Source organism: Saccharopolyspora sp. MMCC62 (genome assembly GCF_057736575.1).
Window position 1 is genome coordinate 89,819 of the sequence record NZ_JBYKCM010000009.1, and the last position, 21,044, is coordinate 110,862.

General features: G+C 72.1%; 16 protein-coding genes. 5 read left to right on the plus strand and 11 right to left on the minus strand.

The window, feature by feature from the left end; genetic code table 11:
- Nucleotides 1-136: 136 nt before the first annotated feature.
- Nucleotides 137-1,630, minus strand: a complete 1,494-nt coding sequence (gltX, locus tag AC29IT_RS21090; RefSeq protein WP_358437642.1) for a glutamate--tRNA ligase — start codon at nt 1,628-1,630, stop codon at nt 137-139.
- Between the two features lie 132 nt (nt 1,631-1,762).
- Here gltX and AC29IT_RS21095 point away from each other — a divergent pair, with 132 nt between their 5' ends.
- Nucleotides 1,763-2,998: an FAD-dependent oxidoreductase gene (locus AC29IT_RS21095; RefSeq protein WP_488219898.1), complete on the plus strand. Its 1,236-nt coding sequence runs from the start codon at nt 1,763-1,765 to the stop codon at nt 2,996-2,998.
- A gap of 245 nt (nt 2,999-3,243) precedes the next feature.
- Here the strand turns inward: AC29IT_RS21095 and AC29IT_RS21100 are convergent, their stop codons facing one another.
- From AC29IT_RS21100 to AC29IT_RS21125, 6 genes are all read right to left on the minus strand, one after another.
- Nucleotides 3,244-4,020 carry a fumarylacetoacetate hydrolase family protein gene (locus AC29IT_RS21100; protein WP_358437637.1) on the minus strand — a complete coding sequence of 259 codons (777 nt, stop codon included), beginning with the start codon at nt 4,018-4,020 and terminating at the stop codon, nt 3,244-3,246.
- 62 nt (nt 4,021-4,082) lie between these two features.
- On the minus strand, nt 4,083-5,780 hold the full coding sequence (gene cimA, locus AC29IT_RS21105) for a citramalate synthase (protein ID WP_488219899.1): 1,698 nt from the start codon (nt 5,778-5,780) through the stop codon (nt 4,083-4,085).
- A 335-nt stretch (nt 5,781-6,115) separates the two neighbouring features.
- Nucleotides 6,116-7,159: a 3-isopropylmalate dehydrogenase gene (locus tag AC29IT_RS21110; RefSeq protein WP_358437633.1), complete on the minus strand. Its 1,044-nt coding sequence runs from the start codon at nt 7,157-7,159 to the stop codon at nt 6,116-6,118.
- A 236-nt stretch (nt 7,160-7,395) separates the two neighbouring features.
- Nucleotides 7,396-8,985, minus strand: a complete 1,590-nt coding sequence (gene serA / locus AC29IT_RS21115; protein WP_358437631.1) for a phosphoglycerate dehydrogenase — start codon at nt 8,983-8,985, stop codon at nt 7,396-7,398.
- 216 nt (nt 8,986-9,201) lie between these two features.
- Nucleotides 9,202-9,462 carry a DUF397 domain-containing protein gene (locus AC29IT_RS21120; protein WP_373690015.1) on the minus strand — a complete coding sequence of 87 codons (261 nt, stop codon included), beginning with the start codon at nt 9,460-9,462 and terminating at the stop codon, nt 9,202-9,204.
- Nucleotides 9,463-9,545: 83 nt separating this feature from the next.
- The gene (locus tag AC29IT_RS21125; RefSeq protein ID WP_488219900.1) at nt 9,546-10,478 is read right to left on the minus strand and encodes an EamA family transporter; all 933 of its coding nucleotides are present in this window, start codon (nt 10,476-10,478) and stop codon (nt 9,546-9,548) included.
- 69 nt (nt 10,479-10,547) lie between these two features.
- On the opposite strand from AC29IT_RS21125, the gene AC29IT_RS21130 reads away from it, so the two are divergent.
- Nucleotides 10,548-11,405, plus strand: a complete 858-nt coding sequence (locus tag AC29IT_RS21130; protein ID WP_358437627.1) for a LysR family transcriptional regulator — start codon at nt 10,548-10,550, stop codon at nt 11,403-11,405.
- 316 nt (nt 11,406-11,721) lie between these two features.
- Here the strand turns inward: AC29IT_RS21130 and ilvC are convergent, their stop codons facing one another.
- The 3 genes from ilvC to AC29IT_RS21145 all read right to left on the minus strand — a co-directional run bounded on the left by ilvC (nt 11,722) and on the right by AC29IT_RS21145 (nt 15,190).
- Nucleotides 11,722-12,717 carry a ketol-acid reductoisomerase gene (ilvC, locus tag AC29IT_RS21135; protein WP_358437625.1) on the minus strand — a complete coding sequence of 332 codons (996 nt, stop codon included), beginning with the start codon at nt 12,715-12,717 and terminating at the stop codon, nt 11,722-11,724.
- Nucleotides 12,718-12,842: 125 nt separating this feature from the next.
- On the minus strand, nt 12,843-13,349 hold the full coding sequence (ilvN, locus tag AC29IT_RS21140; protein WP_224956483.1) for an acetolactate synthase small subunit: 507 nt from the start codon (nt 13,347-13,349) through the stop codon (nt 12,843-12,845).
- An 8-nt stretch (nt 13,350-13,357) separates the two neighbouring features.
- Entirely contained in the window at nt 13,358-15,190 is a 1,833-nt protein-coding gene (locus AC29IT_RS21145) for an acetolactate synthase large subunit (protein WP_488219901.1), read from the minus strand.
- 443 nt (nt 15,191-15,633) lie between these two features.
- Here AC29IT_RS21145 and AC29IT_RS21150 point away from each other — a divergent pair, with 443 nt between their 5' ends.
- Together AC29IT_RS21150 and ilvD are read left to right on the plus strand one after the other, a co-directional pair.
- Complete coding sequence (locus tag AC29IT_RS21150; protein ID WP_488219902.1) at nt 15,634-16,497, plus strand: PH domain-containing protein; 864 nt, start codon at nt 15,634-15,636, stop codon at nt 16,495-16,497.
- Between the two features lie 228 nt (nt 16,498-16,725).
- A complete protein-coding gene (gene ilvD / locus AC29IT_RS21155) occupies nt 16,726-18,570 on the plus strand; it encodes a dihydroxy-acid dehydratase (RefSeq protein WP_358437619.1) in 1,845 nt (614 codons plus the stop codon).
- A 95-nt stretch (nt 18,571-18,665) separates the two neighbouring features.
- Here the strand turns inward: ilvD and AC29IT_RS21160 are convergent, their stop codons facing one another.
- Complete coding sequence (locus tag AC29IT_RS21160) at nt 18,666-19,385, minus strand: DoxX family protein (RefSeq protein ID WP_358437617.1); 720 nt, start codon at nt 19,383-19,385, stop codon at nt 18,666-18,668.
- A 381-nt stretch (nt 19,386-19,766) separates the two neighbouring features.
- Between AC29IT_RS21160 and AC29IT_RS21165 the strand changes: the two genes are divergently transcribed.
- Entirely contained in the window at nt 19,767-20,942 is a 1,176-nt protein-coding gene (locus tag AC29IT_RS21165; protein WP_358437615.1) for a PQQ-dependent sugar dehydrogenase, read from the plus strand.
- Nucleotides 20,943-21,044: the final 102 nt, after the last annotated feature.

Here is a 21,044-nt window from a genome sequence, read left to right on the forward strand (position 1 = left end):
GAGGCTAGGTGTTCACCGGCGGTGCCCGCCTCGGCCAAGCCGGTGATAGTCGTTGGCTGACACGGTTTAGTGCACGTGCCGGTACTGGGTGACGTCCACTGCGGACATCACCCGGTCGCCGGAATCGTGCTGCTGTTCAGCCCAGTGCGCGCCGGAGGCGCTGGAGGGAGACGTCCCGCCCGAGGAGTTCCATCGATTCGTACAGCGGCGGGGACACGGTGCGGCCGGTGACGGCGACGCGGACGGGCGCGAAGGCCTTGCGCGGTTTGATGCCGAGTCCGTCCACGACGGACTCCTTGAGCGCCGCTTCGATGGCTTCGGTGGTCCAGCCGTCGAGGGCGTCGAGGGCGCCGATGGCGGCCTCGAGGACGGGTCGCGCGTCGTCGCCGAGGGCCTTCTGCGCGGACGCCTCCTCGGGTTCGAACTCGTCGCCCGCGAACAGGAACCGCATCATGCCGACGGCGTCGGAGAGCACGATGAGCCGTTCCTGCACGAGGGGTGCGGCGGCGCGCACGGTCTCGAGCTGCTGCTCGGTGGGTTCGGCGTCGAGGACGCCGCCCGCGACGAGGTAGGGCACGACGCGCTGCACGAAGTCGTCGGGCGCGAGGGCGCGCAGGTGCGCCGAGTTGATGGCGTCGGCCTTCTTCTGGTCGAACCGCGCCGGGTTGCTGCTGACGTTGCCGATGTCGAAGGCTTCGACCATCTCGTCGAGGGTGAACACGTCGCGGTCGTCGGCGATGGACCAGCCGAGCAGCGCGAGGTAGTTGAGCAGACCTTCGGGCAGGAAGCCGCGGTCCCGGTGGTGGAACAGGTTGGACTGCGGGTCGCGCTTGGAGAGCTTCTTGTTGCCCTCGCCCATGACGAACGGCAGGTGCCCGAAGGCGGGGGTGAAGTCGGTGACGCCGATGCGCTGGAGCGCTTCGTAGAGCGCGATCTGGCGCGGCGTGGAGGAGAGCAGGTCTTCGCCGCGCAGCACGTGGGTGATGCGCATGAGCGCGTCGTCGACGGGGTTGGTGAGGGTGTACAGCGCGTCGCCGCTGCCGCGGACGAGCACCGGGTCGGGCACGGTGCCGGGGCGGAAGGTGATCTCGCCGCGGACGAGGTCGGTGAAGGTGATGTCGTGGTCCGGCATCCGCAGCCGCAGCACGGGGGTGCGGCCCTCGGCGCGGAGGGCGGCCTTCTGCTCGTCGGTGAGGTCGCGGTCGAAGTTGTCGTAGCCGAGCTTGGGGTCGCGGCCCGCGGCCTTGTGCCGGGCTTCGACCTCTTCGGGCGTGGAGTACGCCTCGTAGAGCTCGCCCGCGGCCAGCAGGCGCTGGGCGATGTCGGCGTAGACGTCCTTGCGCTCGCTCTGCCGGTAGGGGCCGTGCTCGCCGCCGACGCCGGGACCTTCGTCCCAGTCGAGGCCGAGCCAGCGGAGCGCTTCGAGCAGCGCGTCGTAGGACTCCTGGCTGTCCCGGCTGGCGTCGGTGTCCTCGATGCGGAACACGAGGGAACCTCGGTGGTGCCGGGCGAAGGCCCAGTTGAACAGGGCGGTGCGGATCAGCCCGACGTGCGGCGTGCCGGTGGGCGACGGGCAGAACCGGGCGCGGACGGTTCCGGGCGCTGGGGTGGCGAACTCTGGCGTGCTCATGACCCGCCCACCATATCGGGCGAGGCGGGGTGGTTGACCAGCGAGTCCGGGAGGCGCACCCTGTATTTATTCAACGCACGTTGAATATCGTCGGAAGTACGTTCAGCACCGCACCTGCTGGGAGTGATCGGGATGGAACGCACCACCTGCTGCGTCATCGGAGGCGGACCCGCGGGCATGGTCCTGGGGCTGCTGCTGGCCCGCTCCGGAGTGCGGGTGACCGTGCTGGAGAAGCACGGCGACTTCCTGCGGGACTTCCGCGGGGACACGGTGCACCCGACGACCCTGCAGCTCATGGACGACATCGGGCTCGCCGAGCGGTTCGCCGAACTGCCCCAACGGCGAGTGGAGACGGTGCGGCTGCCCGTCGGCGACGACGGCGAACTCGTCACCATCGGGGACTTCCGGCGGCTCCCGATCAAGTACAACCACATCGCGCTGGTCCCGCAGTGGGACCTGCTGGACCTGCTCGCCGAGGAGGCGAAGCAGGAGGACGGCTTCGCGCTGCGGATGCGCACCGAGGTCACCGGGCTGATCCGGGAGGGCGGCCGGGTCAACGGCGTGCACTACCGCGAAGCCGACGGCACCACCGGGGAACTGCGCGCCGACATCACCGTCGCCTGCGACGGCCGGGACTCGCTCGCCCGGCGGCTGCCGGAGCTCGGGCTGCAGGACTTCCCCACCCCGATGGACGTGCGCTGGTTCCGGGTACCGCGCCGGGAGAGCGACCCCTCCGGGCTGGTCGGGCTGGTCCGGGACCGCACGTTCACCGCGCTGATCGACCGCGGCGACTACTACCAAACGGCCTCGATCATCGCGAAGGACACCGATGCCGACGGCAGGTCCGGGCCGATCGAGGAGTTCAACCGGCGGCTGCGCCACCTCGTGCCGTGGTTCGACGACGGCCGCGAGCTGGTCGGCGAGTGGGCGGACGTGAAGCTGCTGCACGTCACGCTCGACCGGTTGCGCAAGTGGCACGTGCCGGGGCTGCTGTGCATCGGCGACGCGGCGCACGCCATGTCCCCGGTCGGCGGCATCGGCATCAACCTGGCCGTGCAGGACGCGGTGGCCGCGGCCCGGCACCTGGCCCGGCCGCTGCGCGAGGGCCGGTTGCGGCGCAGGCACGTGGCGGCGATCCAGCGGCGGCGCTGGCCGACGACCGTGCTCATCCAGGGGCTGCAGAAGATGTTGCACCGCAACGTGGTCGAACCCGCCCTGCACGGCGCCATCGACTTCGGGGGCCGGACCCGGCTGCCGCGCCCGGTCCGGTTGCTCACGCGGTTGCCCGCGCTGCGGGTGCTCCCGCCCTACCTGCTGGCCTACGGAGCCCTGCGCGAGCGGCCGCCGGCGCGGTACTCCCGCCGTTGATCTCCACGTGTTTCGCGCAGTGGGCGAGTGGCGGAACCTCAGCGGCTTCCTCGCTGCGGGATCGATTTCACCGGTGGCTCCGCCACAGGAGAAATCGCTGTCCTCGCGAGGAAACCGCTGAGAACCCGCGGCGGTGCCGGTGTCTCAGGTGGTCGGCGGCTCAGCGGCTTCGCCGCTGCCAGGAGGAGGACCTGACGGGAAGACGGCACTGCCCGCCGCTCGGGTCGGGCGGCGGGCAGTGCGGGTCACTGCACCGGGTTGGTGAGGGTGCCGAGGCCGTCGATGGAGACGGAGACCGACTGGCCGGACTTCATCGGGCCCACCCCGGCGGGAGTGCCGGTGAGGATGACGTCGCCGGGCAGCAGCGTCATGATCCGCGACACCCAGGACACCAGGCCCGCCACGTCGTGCAGCATCAGCGAGGTCCGCGACTCCTGGTGGAGCTCGCCGTCCAGCTCGGTGCGCAGCCCCAGGTCCTTCGGATCCACGGCGGTGTCGATCCACGGCCCCAGCGGGCAGAACGTGTCGTAGCCCTTGGCCCGCGTCCACTGCCCGTCGGCCTGCTGGTGGTCGCGCGCGGTCACGTCGTTGGCGATCGTGTAGCCGAGGACCACCTCGGTGCCGCGGGCTTCCGGGACGTCCTTGCAGGGCTGGCCGATGACGGCGGCCAGTTCGCCCTCGAAGTCGACGCGCTCCGAGTTCGGCGGCAGCTTGATCGGCGCGTTCGGGCTGGTGACCGCGGTGGACGGCTTCATGAAGATCACCGGGTTCGCCGGTGCCTCGCCGCCCATCTCCTTGGCGTGGTCGGCGTAGTTCTTGCCGACGCAGATGACCTTGCTGGGCAGGATCGGCGCGAGCAGCCGCACGTCGCCCATCGGCCACTTGCGCCCGGTGAAGGTGGGGTCGCCGAACGGGTGCTGGTCGATCTCGATGGCCAGCACCTTCTCCTTCGGCGCGGACGGATCGGGTTCCAGCGCGACGAACGACACCCCGTCGGAGTGAGCGACTCGGGCCAGGCGCACGGCGGACCTCTTTTCGTTCCCGGTTGTTCCACGTGTCCCGCCCGGGGGCGGGCCGGACCAGCCTATGCGGTCGCGGCGGCCGAGCCCGGTCGGCCCGCGTTCGCCTTGTGGCGCAACGCCTTGTACGCGAGGGCGTCGCAGAGGGCGAGCCAGCTGGCTTCGACGATGTTGCCGTGCACGCCGACGGTGGTCCACTCCTCCCGGTCGTCGCGGGATTCCACCAGCACCCGCGTGACCGCGTCGGTGCCCGCGGCATCGGTGAGGATGCGCACCTTGTAGTCGACCAGCGCCACCTCGTCCAGCCACGGCAGGTGCGGCACGAGCGCTTCGCGCAGCGCCGCGTCGAGCGCGTTCACCGGGCCGTTGCCCTCGGCGGTGGCGATCACGCGGGTGCCCGCGACGTGCACCTTCACCGTGGCCTCGGAGACGACGGCGCCGTCGGGGCGGTGGTCCAGCAGCACCCGGTAGGACTCCAGCTCGAACGGCGCGTCCGGCGCCGCGGCCCGCTCCCCCACCCCGTCCAGCTTCCCCGCCGCGCCCCGCTCCCCCGCAGCGGCGAGCTCGCGGCGCAGCAGCAGTTCCAGCGAGGCGTCGGCGGCTTCGAAGGACCAGCCGTGCGCCTCCAGCTCCTTGACCCTGCGCACCGCACCGCCGACCGCGTCGGGCGCCCCGGACAGGTCCACGCCCAGTTCGGCGCCCTTGAGCTCGATGCTGGCGCGCCCGGCCATCTCCGTGACCAGCACCCGCATCTCGTTGCCGACGACGGCCGGGTCGAGGTGGTTGTACAGCTCCGGGTCGACCTTGATCGCGCTGGCGTGCAATCCCGCCTTGTGCGCGAACGTGGAGGTCCCCACGTACGCCTGGTGCGTGTCGGGGGCGAGGTTGGCGATCTCGGCGAGCGCGTGCGACACCCGGGTCAGCTCGGGGAGCCGCCCGTCCGGGAGCACCGGCATGCCGAGCTTGGTCTGGAGGTTCCCGACGACCGCGAACAGGTCCGCGTTGCCCGCGCGCTCGCCGTAGCCGTTGGCGGTGCACTGCACGTGACTGGCGCCGGCCTGGACGGCGGCGACCGAGTTCGCGACCGCGCAGGCGGTGTCGTCCTGGCAGTGGATGCCGACGCGGAACCCGGTGCGCGCCACCACCTCCCGCACGGTGCCCGCGAGCCCGGTGGGCAGCTGCCCGCCGTTGGTGTCGCAGAGCACGGCGAGGTCGGCGCCCGCGGTGACGGCGGCGTCGAGCACGCGCAGCGCGTGGTCCGGGTCGTGGGCGTAGCCGTCGAAGAAGTGCTCGGCGTCCACGAACACCCGGCGGCCCGCGTCGACCAGGTGCCGGACGGTGTCGGCGATCATCGCCCGGTTCTCCTCGGCGCTGGTGCGCAGGGCGCGCTCGACGTGCCTGCGGTCGGCCTTGGCGACGAGGGTGACGACGGGGGCACCGGAGTCCAGCAGCGCCCGCACCTGCGGGTCCTCCTGCGCGGACACCCCGGCGCGGCGGGTGGCGCCGAACGCGACGAGCGCGGCGTGCCGCAGTTCGAGCTCACCGGCGGCGGCGCGGGCGAAGAACTCGGTGTCCTTGGGCAGCGCCCCCGGCCAGCCGCCTTCGACGAAGCCGACGCCGAGCGAGTCCAGCAGCCGGGCGACGGCGATCTTGTCGGCGACCGAGTAGGAGATGCCTTCCCGCTGAGCTCCGTCGCGCAGCGTGGTGTCGTAGACGTGGAAGTCGTCGCCGAGCGGGGTGCCGGCCGGGGTCGTGCGGGTCACTGGGATCTCCTGCGGGCTGTCGGTGTCTCGTGCGGCGGAGCCGCCTGGTGCCGAACCACCCCCGGAACACGAAAAAGACCCCCCGCATGGATGCGAGAGGTCTGCGCGCCGGGGGTGCGGAAGTCGTCACCCGGCGCGCGGTTCGATAATGATCATGGTCGTAGCGGCCACGCCCGCATGGTGCCACACCACCCGCTGCTCGCTCCAGGTGAGCCCCGGGGCGGGCGAACGGGCCACCCGTCCCGGCCGGAACCAGGAACGGGCCGCGAACACCGGCCGGAACGCGGAACGGGCGCCTCCCCGGGTGGGGTGGCGCCCGTTCCGGAACGCGTGGATCAGGGCTGCTGGGCCACCTCGCGGGAGGACACCAGCGCGGCCAGCCGGTCGCCGACGGCGAACGTCGCACCCGGCGCCGAGTGGTCCCGCGTCGCCAGGTCGAAGGCCACCGACGCCTCCACCCGGCGCGCCGCCTCGGCCTGCCCGACGTGGTCGAGCAGCAGCGCCACCGACAGCACCGCGGCCGTCGGGTCCGCCGAACCGTGCCCGGCGATGTCCGGCGCGCTGCCGTGCACCGGCTCGAACATGCTCGGGTTCCGGCGCGTCGCGTCGATGTTGCCGCTGGCCGCCAGGCCGATCCCACCGGTCACCGCACCGGCCAGGTCGGTGATGATGTCGCCGAACAGGTTGTCGGTGACCACCACGTCGAACCGGCTCGGGTCGGTCACCAGGTGGATCGTCGTGGCGTCCACGTGCTGGTAGGCGACCGTCACGTCGGGGTGCTGCAGCGAGACCTCCTCGACCACCCGGGACCACAAGGAACCCGCGTGGGTGAGGACGTTCGTCTTGTGCACCAGCGTGAGGTGCTTGCGCGGCCGGGACGCGGCGCGGGCGAACGCGTCGCGGACCACCCGCTCCACGCCGAACGCCGTGTTGAGGCTGACCTCGGTGGCGATCTCGTGGGTCGTGTCCTTGCGCAGCAGGCCGCCGTTGCCCGCGTACGGGCCTTCGGTGCCTTCGCGCACGACCACCATGTCGATCTCACCCGGGTCGTTGACCGGGCTCTTCACCCCCGGGTACAGCCGGGCGGGGCGGAGGTTGACGTGGTGGTCGAGCTCGAAGCGCAGCCGCAGCAGCAGCCCGCGCTCCAGGATTCCGCTGGGCACCGAGGGGTCTCCGACGGCACCGAGCAGGATCGCGTCGTGCTGGCGGAGCTCGGTCAGCACCGATTCCGGCAGCAGCTCACCGGTCGCGTGCCAGCGGGCGGCTCCCAGGTCGTATCGAGTGATCTCGGTATCGGGAACGACCTCACCGAGGACCTTGAGCGCCTCGGCCACCACCTCCGGCCCGATCCCGTCACCGGGGATCACAGCGAGCCGCATGTACACACCTCCCGACTACCACCCCGACCCGCGGGGCTCGAACTGTTGCGCCGAAGGCTACCGGCAAGGCCACGCGGGCAGGCACGCCGGACCCACCAAGTGGTCGAGGCATCCCGATTGGCGGGACACCCGATCGGGTGACGCAGGTGAGCGGGGTGGCGAAAAGGGCCGCCCACAGGTGTGCGACGGCCCCTTTTCCGGCAACGGCGAACCCGCAACCTCGCCCGATCAGCCGATCACTCGAAGTCCACGGTCCGGACCGTGCGAGCGCCGACGGCCGCGCCGATCGGCTCCAGGACGCCCGCCTCGACCGGGCGGTCCACCCGCAGCAGCATGATCGCGTCCGAGCCCTCGGCGGTCTGGCTGACGGTGGCGGCCTCGATGTTGACGCCGACCTCGCCCAGCAGGGTGCCGACCTTGCCCATCACGCCGGGGCGGTCCGGGTACTCCAGCAGCAGCACGCTGCCCTCGGCCCGCAGGTCGAAGTGGCGGCCGTTGACCTCGATCAGCTTCTCCACCAGGTCGGTGCCGGACAGCGCACCGGACACGACCGCCGAACGGCCGTCGGCGAGCGTCGCGCGCAGCGAGACGACGCTGCGGTGGTTCGGGCTCTCGGAGGTCGTCTTGACCTCGACCTGCACCCCGAGGTCTTCGGCGAGCTGCGGAGCGTTGACGAAGGTCACCTGGCTGTCCACGGCCCCGGCGAACACGCCGCGCAGCGCCGCGAGCTGCAGCACCGAGACGTCCTCGTGCGCGAGCTCGCCGCGGGCCTCCACCGTCACCGAGGTCGGCGTGCTGCCGAGCACGGCGGCCAGCAGCTGGCCCAGCTTCTGGGTCAGCGGCAGGTACGGGCGCACCTCTTCACCGACGGCGCCGCCCTGCACGTTCACCGCGTCCGGCACGAAGTCGCCGCGCAGCGCCAGCAGCACCGAGCGGGCCACGTCGGTGCCCGCGCGGTCCTGCGCCTCGGTGGTGGAGGCGCCCAGGTGCGGGGTGGCGACCACGTTGGTCAGCTCGAACAGCGGGCTGGAAGTGGTCGGCTCGGTCTTGTAGACGTCGATGCCGGCACCGCCGATGTGGCCGCTGCGGATCGCCTCGGCCAGCGCCTCCTCGTCCACCAGGCCACCGCGGGCGGCGTTGATGACGATCAGGCCCTGCTTGGCCTTCTTGAGCTCCTCCGCGCCGATGAGGCCGAGCGTCTCGGCGGTCTTCGGCAGGTGGATGGAGATCGCGTCGGCCCGCGCCAGCAGGTCTTCCAGGCTGACCAGCTCGATGCCCAGCTGCGCGGCGCGCGCGGCGGAGACGTAGGGGTCGTAGGCGATGAGCTTGGTGCCGAAGGCCGCGATGCGCTGCGCGAACAGCTGGCCGATCTTGCCCAGGCCGACGACGCCGATGGTCTTGCCGTTGAGCTCGATGCCGCTGAAGGAGCTGCGCTTCCACTCACCGGCGCGCAGGCTCGCGTCCGCGGCGGCCACGTTGCGGGCCACGGCCAGCAGCAGCGCCAGCGCGTGCTCGGCGGCGGAGACGATGTTGGAGGTGGGCGCGTTGACGACCATCACGCCGCGCTCGGTGGCGGCGGGCACCTCGACGTTGTCCAGGCCGACGCCGGCGCGGGCGACGACCTTGAGCTTGCCGGTCGCGCCGAGGACTTCGGCGTCCACCTTGGTGGCGGAGCGGACCAGCAGCGCGTCGGCATCGGCGACGGCTTCCAGCAGCGCCGGCCGGTCCGTGCCGTCGACGTGGCGGATCTCGACCTCTTCTCCGAGGGCGTCCAGCACGGAGGGGGCCAGCTTCTCGGCGATCAGGACGACAGGACGGTTGGTCACGGGCGCGCTCCATTGAGAGGGATCACGGTCGTAGCTGGGCACGGCGTTGTACCCGGACGGTCAGCGAGTTTAACGGGAGATTGAGAACTCGTTCACAAGGGTGTGACGCATCCCAATCCCACCGCGCGCCGCCCCGGGCGTCCGCGTGCGCGGCCCGACCGGATCGAAGGCGGGAGGATGAACCAGCAGCTCAGCGGCTGGACGTGCGATCGGGGATCACGGCTCGTCGAATTCGCCGTCCTTGGCTCCCGCGACGAAGGCGTCCCATTCCTCGGGAGTGAACACGAGGACGGGGCCTTCCGGTTCCGCGCCGTTGCGCATGCCGATGTAGCCGTCGACGAAGGCGATCTCCACGCCGGGTTCGTCGTCGTCCTCGGTGCTGGTGATCCACTCCGCGTCGGTGAAGTCCAGCTTGTGCCGGATGTGCGCCTTGTCGTCCACCGGCTCGTCCACGGTGGTGTTGGTCTCTTCGCTCACGCCCGGCACGATACCGCTCACCGGCGGTGCTTCTCGATCGCGTGAACGGGTGGCCGGTCCCCCGGACGCCGGGGGCGGCCGGGTCACCGCGCGTCCGCCACCGCGCGGCGGGCGGCCCGGGAACCGGTGAGCATCGCGACCGCGTTGGCGGCCACGATCACCCCGATCGCCGCCCACTCCGGCCAGCCGGGCCGCTGGCCCAGCACGAGGAGGCCGACGAGAGCGGCCAGCACCGGGTTGACGCTCATGAAGACGCCGAAGAAGTTCGCGGGCACCCGCCGCAGCGCGAACAGGTCGGCGACGAACGGCACCACCGAGGACAGCACTCCCGCGACGACCGCGCAGCCGAGCGCGGCGGCCGTCGGCGGGTGCTGCCAGAGCACCGCGATGCCGATCGGCAGGTACAGCAGCCCGGAGACCCCTGCGGCGGCCGCCGAGCCCTGCGCACCGGGCACCCGCCGCCCCACGGTCCGGTTCAGCAGCACGTAGCAGCCCCAGCAGACCGCGGCCAGCAGCGCCATCCCGATGCCGGCGTAGTCGGTGCTGGGCTGCGGCCGGGTCAGCACCACGACGGCCGCCCCGGCGGCGAGGGCGCAGCCGAGGTCGACGGCGCGCCGCGAGGTCAGCAGCGCCACGGCCAGCGGCCCCAGGAATTCGAGGGTGACGGCGAGGCCGAGCCCGACGCGGTCGATGGCGGTGTAGAGCGAGAGGTTCATGGTGGCGAACACGGCGGCCAGCCCCAGCACCGGCCGCCACTGCCGAGCGGTGAACGAGCGCAGCCGCGGCCGCCCGGTGGTGAGCAGCACCAGGGCCGCCACCCACTGCCGCACCGCCACCACGCCGGCGGGGCCGATGACGGGGAACGCGAGCGCGCCGGTGGCGGCGCCGAACTGGTTGGACAGCCCGCCGCCGAGCATCAGCGCGACGCCGGTCGCCCGCCCGCTCCCCGCGGCGGTGGCCCCGGGTTCCGCGGGAGTGGTCCCGGTGGCCGGTTCGAGGCGTTCCGTCGTCGTCATGACCACGAGCATCGGACCGCCGCGGCGCCGCGCAAAATGCGCCGGGACCACCATCTATACGCTGAAGTCATGGATGTGGAGTTGCGGCAGCTGCGCTGCCTGGTGGCGATCGCGGACACCGGGACGTTCACCGACGCGGCGATCGAGCTCGGCGTCTCGCAGGCGGCGGTGTCGCGCACGCTGCGGTCGCTGGAACGCGCGCTCGGCGTCCGGTTGCTGGACCGCACCAGCCGCAGCTGCGTCCCGACGCCGACGGGGCTGCGGGTCCTGGCCCGCGCCCGGCACCTGCTGGCGGAGGCGGAGGAGCTGGTGCGGGAGGCCACCGGCGGGCACGCCCGGCTGCGGCTGGGGCACGCGTGGTCGGCGGTGGGGCGGCACACCAAGGAGTTCCAGCGCCGCTGGGCGGCCGAGCACCCGGACGTGGAGCTGCACCTGGTGCGCACCAACACGCAGACCGGCGGTCTCGCCGAGGGCGCCTGCGATCTGGCGGTGGTGCGGGTCGGGGTGGATTCCGCGCGCTACGGGCACGCGGCGGTGGGGCACGAGCGGCGGTACGTGGCGCTGGCGGGCGACGACCCGTGGGCGCGGCGGCGTTCGGTGCCGCTGGGCGAGATCCGGGAGCGGGTGCTGGTGGTGGACCGGCGCACGGGCACGACGACGGCGGACCTGTGGCCGCCGGACCGGCGCCCGGTGCTGGAGCAGACGCACGACATCGACGACTGGCTGGCGGCGATCGCGACCGGCCGCTGCGTGGGGATCACGCCGCACGGCACGGTCGCCCAGTACCGCCGCGACGGCATCACCTACCGCCCGGTCCGCGACGCCGAGCCGGTCCCGGTCCAGGTCATCTGGCCCCGCAACGACCCCCACCCCGCGACCGGAGCGGTGGTCGCCCTGCTGACCGACCTCTACGAGAAGAAACCCTGACGAACCACACCTCGTCCTGTCGGCGGCAAAGCCGCCGAGCAACGACCACCAGAGCAACCGGCACCGCAGCGGGTTCTCAGCGCTCTCCTCGCGAGGACAGCGTTTTCGCCTGTGGCGGAGCCACCGGTGAAAACGATCCCGCAGCGAGGAGAGCGCTGAGGTTCCGCCACCCCACCCCAAAGCACAAAGACCCCCCGGGGGAAAAGCCGAAGGCCCGGTGATCCCTTGTGGGGATCCCGGGCCTTCCCGACCACCGGCCCACCGCCGATCGGACGGCGGGCGGCGCGTTCTGCTCAGCTCAGCGGTGCGCCGACGCTCACTTCCCGGTCCAGGACATGAGGGCGCGGAGCTTCTTGCCGACCTCTTCGATCTGGTGGTCGTTGCCGGCCTGCTGCAGCTTGGTGAAGTTGGGGCGGCCCGCCTCGTCCTCGGCGACCCATTCCTTCGCGAAGGTGCCGTCCTGGATCTCGCCCAGGATCTTCTGCATGGACTCCTTGACGCGGGCGTCGACGACGCGCGGCCCGCGGGTGAGGTCGCCGAACTCGGCGGTGTCGGAGCAGGAGTAGCGCTGCCCGGCGATGCCGCCCTCCCACATGAGGTCGACGATCAGCTTGAGCTCGTGCAGCACCTCGAAGTAGGCGATCTCGGGCTGGTAGCCGGCCTCGACGAGGACCTCGAACCCGGTCTGCACGAGGGCGCTGGTGCCACCGCAGAGGACGGCCTGCTCACCGAACAGGTCGGTCTCGGTCTCCTCCTTGAAGGTGGTCTTGATGACGCCGGCGCGGGCACCGCCGATGCCGGCGGCGTAGGACAGCGCGAGCGCCTGGGCGCTGCCGGAGGCGTCCTGCTCGATGGCGATCAGGCAGGGCACGCCCTTGCCGTCGACGAACTGGCGGCGCACCAGGTGGCCGGGGCCCTTGGGGGCGACCATGGCGACGTCGACGTCCGACGGCGGCTGGATCAGGCCGTAGCGGATGTTGAAGCCGTGGCCGAAGAAGATCGCGTCGCCGCTCTTCAGGTTGGGAGCGACGTCGTTGGCGTAGATCTCCCGCTGCTTGGTGTCCGGCGCCAGGATCATGATCAGGTCGGCTTCGGCGGAGGCCTCGGCCGGGGTCAGCACCCGCAGGCCTTCCTCTTCGGCCTTGGCGCGGGACTTCGACCCCTCGGGCAGGCCGATGCGGACGTCCACACCGGAGTCGCGCAGGCTCAGCGCGTGCGCGTGGCCCTGGCTGCCGTAGCCGATGATCGCGACCTTGCGGCCCTGCACGATGCTGAGGTCGGCGTCGGCGTCGTAGAAGATCTCAGTTGCCATGATGGTTTCCGTGTTCCTTTCGGGACTTCTCGATTTGTTCTGCCCGCGGCAGCCGTCCCGGTCGCGGCGGGAGGGCTGACCGCCGGTGCGCGTCGGCGATCTCCCGGTGGTGCCGGGGAACGCGGTCAGCGCACCGCGGTGGCGGTGATGGAGCGGGGTCCGCGGCCGATGGCGATCGCCCCGGACTGCACCATCTCCCGGATGCCGTAGGGCTCCAGCATGCGCAGCAGCGCGCCCAGCTTCTCGCCGTCGCCGGTGGCCTCGACGGTCAGCGCCTCCGGGGAGACGTCGACGACCTTGGCCCGGAACAGCTGCACGGTCTCCAGCACCTGGCTGCGCACGGAGGCGTCCGCCCGCACCTTGACCAGGAGCAGTTCGCGCTGGACCGCGACTTCCGGCTCCAGCTCCACGATCTTGATCACGTTGACGAGCTTGTTGAGCTGCTTGGTGACCTGTTCGAGGGGCTGGTCGCTGACCGCGACCACGATCGTCATCCGGGAGATCTCCGGGTGCTCGGTCGGGCCGACGGCCAGGGATTCGATGTTGAAGCTGCGGCGGGAGAACAGCCCGGAGACGCGGGCGAGCGCGCCCGGCACGTTCTCCACCAGCACGCTGAGAGTGTGTCGGCTCATGGGTGCGGTCACCCCTCGTCTTCGTCGAACAGCGGGCGGATTCCGCGCGCCGCCATGATCTCGTCGTTGCCGGTCCCCGCGGCCACCATCGGCCAGACCTGCGCGTCCTTGCCCACCACGAAGTCGATCACGACGGGTCGGTCGTTGATCTCCATCGCCTGCTGGATGACGCTGTCGACGTCCTCCCTGGACTCGCACCGCAGGCCCGCGCAGCCGAGCGCCTCGGCGAGCAGCTTGAAGTCGGGGATGCGGTGCTTGTGGGTGCCGAGGTCACTGTGTGAGTAGCGCTCGGCGTAGAACAGGCTCTGCCACTGCCGGACCATACCGAGGTTGCCGTTGTTGATGACGGCCACCTTGATCGGCAGTTCTTCGATGGCGCAGGTCGCGAGCTCCTGGTTGGTCATCTGGAAGCAGCCGTCGCCGTCGATGGCCCACACCTGGGTGCCGGGCATGCCGGCCTGGGCGCCCATCGCGGCGGGCACCGAGTAGCCCATGGTGCCGAGACCACCGGAGTTCAACCAGGTGCGCGGCTTCTCGTAGCGGACGAACTGGGCCGCCCACATCTGGTGCTGGCCGACGCCCGCGCAGTACACCGCGTCCGGGCCGGCGAGCGCGCCGAGCCGCTCGATGACGTACTCGGGGGCGAGGCTGCCGTCGGCGGGCCACTCGTAGCCGAGCGGGAACGTGTCGCGCCAGGTGCTCAGCTGCGTCCACCACGGCCCGAGGTCGGCGGTGCCGCCGGTGTCGGTGGCGGTGGCGACGGCGTCGATGAGCTCGGTGATGACCTCCTTGCAGTCACCGACGATCGGCACGTCGGCGTTGCGGTTCTTGGAGATCTCGGCCGGGTCGATGTCGGCGTGCACGACCTTCGCTTCGGGCGCGAAGGAGGACAGCTGCCCGGTGACCCGGTCGTCGAACCGGGCACCGAGGGCGATCAGCAGGTCGGAGCGCTGCATCGCGGCGACGGCGGCGACCTTGCCGTGCATGCCGGGCATGCCCAGGTGCAGCGGGTGGGAGTCGGGGAACGCGCCGCGGGCCATCAGGGTCGTGACGACCGGGATGCCGGTGGTCTCGGCGAGCTCGCGGAGCTGCTCGGTCGCTTCGGCCTTGAGCACGCCACCACCGACGTAGAGCACGGGCCGTTGCGCCGCGGTGATCAGCTTCGCGGCTTCCCGGACCTGCTTGCCGTGCGGCTTGCTGGTCGGCCGGTAGCCGGGCAGCTTCATCTCCGGGGGCCAGGAGAAGGTGGTCGCGGCCTGCTGGACGTCCTTCGGGATGTCCACCAGCACCGGGCCGGGGCGTCCGGACGAGGCGATGTAGAAGGCCTCGGCGATGGTGCGCGGGATGTCCTCGGCCTTGGTGACCAGGAAGTTGTGCTTGGTGATCGGCAGCGTGATGCCGCAGATGTCCGCTTCCTGGAACGCGTCGGTGCCGATCAGGCTGGTCGACTGCTGGCCGGTGATCGCGACGATCGGGACCGAGTCCATCTGCGCGTCGGCGAGCGCGGTGACCAGGTTGGTCGCGCCGGGGCCGGAGGTCGCCATGCACACGCCGACCTTGCCGGTGGCCTGGGCGTACCCGGTGGCGGCGTGCCCGGCTCCCTGCTCGTGGCGGACCAGCACGTGCCGGACCTTCGTGGAGTCGAGCAGCGGGTCGTAGGCAGGCAGGATGGTGCCGCCGGGAATGCCGAAGACGATCTCGGCGCCGACGGACTCCAGCGACCGGACGAGCGACTGCGCGCCGGTGACCTGCACTGGAGCGTCGTTGGTCGGTGCTGGTTTGGAACGGTGTCCCGGCGGCGGTGCCGGGACCGGGCTCTGCCTGGTGTGGGCGCTGGTCATCGAGTTCGCCTCTGTCCGAACGGTGGTGGTCGGTGAGTGGGCACGAAAAAACCCCCGCCGGGCCGGATAGGACCGTACGAGGGTTGGCGCGTCGTCGCTGCGGAGCTTCCTCAGGCGTCGACGCGCCGGGGAAGTACGAGAATGTCGTGCAGTCGCAGCATGTCGAGGACGTTAACGGCACGAGCGCCACGAGGTCAAACCATGCGAGACGATCCTCCCGCATGGTGGACACCCGGGCCTGCTCGAACTCCGCCGACGGCGGGCGTTTCCGCAGTTCACCGACGCCTGGTTCGCATTCGGCCGAGCCCGGTGTGGCGTACGTCGCTCCACCGCCCCGCTCTCCCGCGGGCGCCGCGCGCCGGCGGGCGCACCGGGCACTGCCGGAGTTCCGCCACCAGCAGGGACGCTGCGGACGCCCCGCGTCCGGGTGAGAGCATCGAGGGGTGAGCGAGACACCAGCGGCCCAGCAGCCCACCGAAGGAACCGGCACCACCGAGGGAACCGGCACCACCGAGAACGCGGGCGCCGCCGCACCGGCCGCGCAGCCCGCTCCGCGCGCCGCCGGGCGCGCCAGGGCGCTGCCGAAGTCGCTGACGTTCCAGCTCACCCGCACCTCGCTGCTCGCGGTGTTCGCGGTGGCGGTGTCGGTGACCCCGATCGCCTTCGCCGAGCCGTTCCCGCAGCTGCTGTCGACCTACCTGATCCCGCTGGCGCTGGCCTACGTGATCGTGCGGCCGCGCACCGTCGTCACCGCCGAGCGGATCACCGTGCGCCGCGTGTTCGGCGGCACCGGTTTCGGCTGGGACGAGCTGGCCTCGCTGCGGCTGGACGAGCGCCGCTGGGTGCGGGCCGTGCTCGACTCCGGCAAGGAGGTCGCGCTCCCGGCGATCCGGGTGCGGGACGTGGCCCGGCTGGCCGAGCTCAGCGGGGGCCGGATCCCGGACCCGAACGCCGCGCCGAGCGCTCCGGCCGCGGACGCCGAGCCCCGGGACGACGCCGCTGACACCGCCGAGCGGCGGGACACGTCGGGCGCGGACACCGAGACCGCGGCCGATGCCGACTCCGCCGCCACCGCTGGAAACGACACCCCTGCTGGAGACGACGCCGGAACCGCCGCCACCGCTGGAGACGCCACCACCGGGGACGACGCCGGAACGCTGAGCGGCACCGAGACCACCGACGGCGCCACCGGCACCGCTGCTGACGCCGGAACTGGTACTGGTACTGGTACTGGCACCGAGAGCACCACTGAGCCGTCCACCGACGAGCCCGGCGCCGACGGCACCTCCCCCAAGTCCGCGGGCTGATCCCCGCTCGCACCGGCCGCGCCCATCCCGGGCCGGGCACCGCCGGTGCCGTCCGTTCCCCGCCACCGGCCGAGGCCTGCGTCACGAACGCCCGGGGAGCGCGAACCGGTCACCTCCGGCGCTACCGGGCAGGAGTAGCGTCGAGGTCACCGCAGTTCGTCCCCACTCACGAGGTGGGCGTCCTTTCGCCGTCCCCGACGCGAATTCAGCGAGAAACCGAGAAGGACCATGCCCCAGTTGCGCTCCCGCACCACCACCCACGGACGGAACGCCGCAGGCGCCCGTTCGCTGTGGCGTGCCACCGGCATGACCGACGACGACTTCGGCAAGCCGATCGTGGCCATCGCCAACTCCTACACCCAGTTCGTGCCCGGTCACGTGCACCTCCGCGACCTCGGCGACGTGGTGGCCGAGACGATCCGCGAGGCGGGCGGCGTGCCGCGGGAGTTCCACACGATCGCGGTGGACGACGGCATCGCCATGGGCCACAGCGGGATGCTCTACTCGCTCCCCTCGCGCGAGATCATCGCCGACTCGGTGGAGTACATGGTCAACGCGCACCAGGCGGACGCGCTGGTGTGCATCTCGAACTGCGACAAGATCACGCCCGGCATGCTCAACGCCGCGATGCGGCTCAACGTGCCCGCGGTGTTCGTCTCCGGCGGACCGATGGAGGCCGGGAAGGCCGTGGTCGTGGAGGGCGTCGCGCAGGCGCCGACCGACCTGATCACCGCGATCTCCGCGTCGGCGAACCAGGGCGTGGACGACGACGGGCTCAGCGAGGTGGAGCGCTCCGCCTGCCCGACCTGCGGGTCCTGCTCGGGCATGTTCACCGCGAACTCGATGAACTGCCTCACCGAGGCGCTGGGCCTCGCGCTGCCCGGCAACGGCTCCACGCTGGCCACGCACGCCGCGCGCCGCGCCCTGTTCGAGGAGGCCGGGCGCACCGTCGTGCGGATCGCGAAGCGCTGGTACCAGGAGGACGACGACTCGGTCCTGCCGCGCTCGGTGGCGAACAAGAAGGCCTTCGAGAACGCGATGGCGCTGGACATGGCGATGGGCGGCTCCACGAACACGGTGCTGCACACGCTGGCCGCCGCACGCGAGGGCGAGATCGACTTCGAGCTCTCGGACATCGAGCGGATCAGCCGCCAGGTGCCGTGCCTGTCGAAGGTCGCGCCGAACTCGGACTACCACATGGAGGACGTGCACCGGGCCGGCGGCATCTCCGCGATCATGGGTGAGCTGGACCGCGCGGAGCTGCTGCACCGCGACGTGTCCTCGGTGCACAGCGGCAGCCTCACCGAGTGGCTGGACCGCTGGGACGTGCGCGGCGAATCGCCCTCGCAGGAGGCGCTCGACCTGTTCCACGCCGCGCCCGGCGGGGTCCGCACCACGAAGGCGTTCTCCACCGAGAACCGCTGGTCCTCGCTGGACACCGACGCCGCGGGCGGCTGCATCCGCGACTTCGAGCACGCCTACACCGCGGACGGCGGGCTGGCGGTGCTGCGCGGCAACCTCGCCGAGGACGGCGCCGTCGTGAAGACCGCGGGCGTCGAGGAGGAGCTGTGGCACTTCCAGGGGCCCGCCCGGGTGATGGAGAGCCAGGAGCAGGCCGTGGCCGCGATCCTGCAGAAGAAGATCGAGCCCGGTGACGTGCTGGTGATCCGCTACGAAGGCCCCTCCGGCGGGCCGGGGATGCAGGAGATGCTGCACCCGACCGCGTTCCTCAAGGGCTCCGGCCTCGGCAAGAAGTGCGCGTTGATCACCGACGGCCGGTTCTCCGGCGGCTCCTCCGGGCTGTCCATCGGGCACATCTCGCCGGAGGCGGGCAACGGTGGCGTGATCGGCCTCGTCGAAGAGGGCGACCAGATCCTCATCGACGTGCGCGAGCGCGCGCTGCAGCTGCTCGTCGACGACGAGGTGCTGGCCGAGCGGCGCGCCAAGATGGAGAGCAGCGAGCACCCCTGGCAGCCGGTGTCCCGCGACCGCAAGGTCACCTCGGCACTGCGCGCCTACGCGCGGCTGGCGACCTCCGCCTCGCACGGCGCCGTCCGGGACGTCTCCAAGTAAGGTCCTCGCGACGAAGGCCGGGTTCCTGCGCGGAACCCGGCCTTCGCGTTCGTCGGAGGGCGCGGAGCCGCCGGGGACCGGCGCTCCGCCGGACGTCAGGACCGCAGCAGGACCAGCACCGCCGCCGCGGAACCCGCCGCGATCACCAGGCAGATGAAGCCGCTGATCAGCGGGTGCCGGAACCAGGACCGCCCGTTGTCCAGCGCGACCCGGCCGGGTCCGGTGAACATCAGGCACAGCGCGACGGCGATGAGGATCGCCGGGTACTCGTAGCCGCCTTCCTGGTCGAAGAACGGGCCGGGCAGCTTCATCGACACGATGGCGCTGGCCATCACGCCGACGATGCCCGCGGCCGCCAGCGGCGTGAACAGGCCCAGCACCAGCAGCGCGCCCGCGCCGAGCTCGGTTCCGCCGGTGACCAGGGACAGCACCGCGCTCTGCTCGAACCCGGCCTTGGCCAGGCTCTGCGCGAACTTCTCCGGGCCGGAACCGCCGAGCACGCCGAACAGCTTCTGCGCGCCGTGCGCCGCGAACACCCCGCCGACGACCAGGCGCAGCACCAGCAGGCCCAGGTCGGTCCCGGCGTTCCAGGCGAACGGCTTGCGGTCGTCGATCTCTTCGTAGAAGTCGGCACTGGAACCGCGATCCACCACGGCGGTCGCGTTCGCATCGCTGTACGCGGCGTCGTCGTAGTAGTCGTCGTAGTCCTGCACGCCGAGGCCCTGCGTTCCGGTGGGCCCGTCGGCGGACTTCTTCCCGCCGCGCTGCGCACGCTCGTCTCGGCGTCCGCTGGGGCGATCGTCGTGAATGCTCACGGCGCAGAAGGCTAAGGCATCACCAGTGGCCGAAGCGACCCTTTCAGGTGAACCTTTTTCGGCGGGAATTCCACGGAGATCTCGATGTTCCGGCATTCGGCAGAATGCGCCGCAGGACTCGCAATTCACCGTTTGCGCAGGCGGCCGGGCACCGCACCGCGACCGGGACCGCGCGCTCGGGACGGGCCTGGTGGCGCGGTTCGGATCCGGTTCCGCGACGGTCGTCTCGTCCGGAATTGCTGCATTCGGTGGCGCTCGCGCGGCTGCACGGCGGCTCCCGCGAAACGGACCTTCCCGGCGGGTGGGATTCGCGGGCCGCGGAGATCGGCGCGGCCGGGTGCTCACCCGGGGTTCACGGCGCGGCCGATACCCTCGGCACTCGTGGCAGCCCAGCGCACCTCCCCCACCGGCCGCCGTCCTCGCGCGCGGACGGCGGGAGCGCTGCTGGCCGCGATCGCGCTCGGCGGCTGCGCGCAGTTCCCCGACGAGCACCCCGGCGCCTGGCGCGACCAGCCCTCGCTGGAACCGCAGGCCGGGCCGCAGCCGTCCATCGAGCAGCCCGCGCCTCCCCCGCCACCACCGGGACAGCCCACCGACGAAGTGCCCGCGGTGCCCACCGGCTGCATCGACCCGGACCCGGCGGTCGTCGCGACCTGCCTCGACCCGGTCGGCGCCATCACCGTGCTGCCCGACGGCCGCGGCGCGCTCGTCGGCGAACGCGCCACCGGCCGCATCCTGCGCGTCGAACCGGACACCGAGCCCGTCGAGATCGCCCGGGTGCCGGTGGACCGCTCCGGCGGTGGCGGGCTGACCGGGCTGGCGCTGTCCCCCAGCTACCAGGAGGACGAGCTCGTCTACGCGTACGCGAGCGTCGGCGGCGAGAACCAGGTGCTGCGGGTCGCGCCCGGCGACAGCCCGAAACCGGTGCTCACCGGCATCCCGAAGGGCTCGGCGGGCAACGCGGGCGCGCTGCTGGACGACGGGCGCGGCGCGCTGCTGGTCGCCACCGGCGACGCGGGCGACCGCGCGAACGCGGCGAACCGGGGCTCGCTGGCCGGCAAGGTGCTGCGCATCGACGGCTTCGGCGCGCCCGCCGCGGGCAACCCGGACCCGAAGTCCCGGGTGGTCGCCTCCGGCGTCTCGGACCCGGGCGGGCTGTGCGGCTCGGGCGAGACCGGCGGCTACTGGCTGACCGACCGCGGCGGGAGCCGGGACGCGCTGCACCGCATCGAGTTCGGCACCGCGCTCGGCGAACCCGCCTGGAGCTGGCCGGACCGGCCCGGCGTGGCCGGGTGCGCGGCGACACCGGGCTCGGTGGTCGTGGCGCTGACCGACGCGGCGGCGCTGTACGCGCTCAACCCCGGACCGGACGGCACGTTCACCGGCCAGCCCACCAAGGTCATGGAGAAGACCTACGGGCGCTTCTCCGCCGCCGCGAACGGCCCGGACGGCCTGCTGTGGCTGGGCACCGCCAACAAGTCCGGCGGCGCCCCCGTGCCCAGCGACGACCGGGCGATCCGCATCGAACCTCCCTCCGGCGACACCGGCAAGGACTGACCCCGGGTCGACGGCCCGTTCGACCGGCCCGGCCGGTGGGCCGGTCGCCCCGCCACCGCCGGGACGAGGGGGTGGCCGGAGCAGGACGAACGCGGACATGGT

Bases quoted from the DNA above. Each gene is read 5' to 3' on its own strand.
- AC29IT_RS21110 (WP_358437633.1), bottom strand. From the start codon at position 7,159: ATGCGGCTCGCTGTGATCCCCGGTGACGGGATCGGGCCGGAGGTGGTG.
- gltX (WP_358437642.1), bottom strand. From the start codon at position 1,630: ATGAGCACGCCAGAGTTCGCCACCCCAGCGCCCGGAACCGTCCGCGCC.
- AC29IT_RS21095 (WP_488219898.1), top strand. From the start codon at position 1,763: ATGGAACGCACCACCTGCTGCGTCATCGGAGGCGGACCCGCGGGCATG.
- AC29IT_RS21125 (WP_488219900.1), bottom strand. From the start codon at position 10,478: ATGACGACGACGGAACGCCTCGAACCGGCCACCGGGACCACTCCCGCG.
- ilvC (WP_358437625.1), bottom strand. From the start codon at position 12,717: ATGGCAACTGAGATCTTCTACGACGCCGACGCCGACCTCAGCATCGTG.
- AC29IT_RS21145 (WP_488219901.1), bottom strand. From the start codon at position 15,190: ATGACCAGCGCCCACACCAGGCAGAGCCCGGTCCCGGCACCGCCGCCG.
- ilvN (WP_224956483.1), bottom strand. From the start codon at position 13,349: ATGAGCCGACACACTCTCAGCGTGCTGGTGGAGAACGTGCCGGGCGCG.
- ilvD (WP_358437619.1), top strand. From the start codon at position 16,726: ATGCCCCAGTTGCGCTCCCGCACCACCACCCACGGACGGAACGCCGCA.
- AC29IT_RS21130 (WP_358437627.1), top strand. From the start codon at position 10,548: ATGGATGTGGAGTTGCGGCAGCTGCGCTGCCTGGTGGCGATCGCGGAC.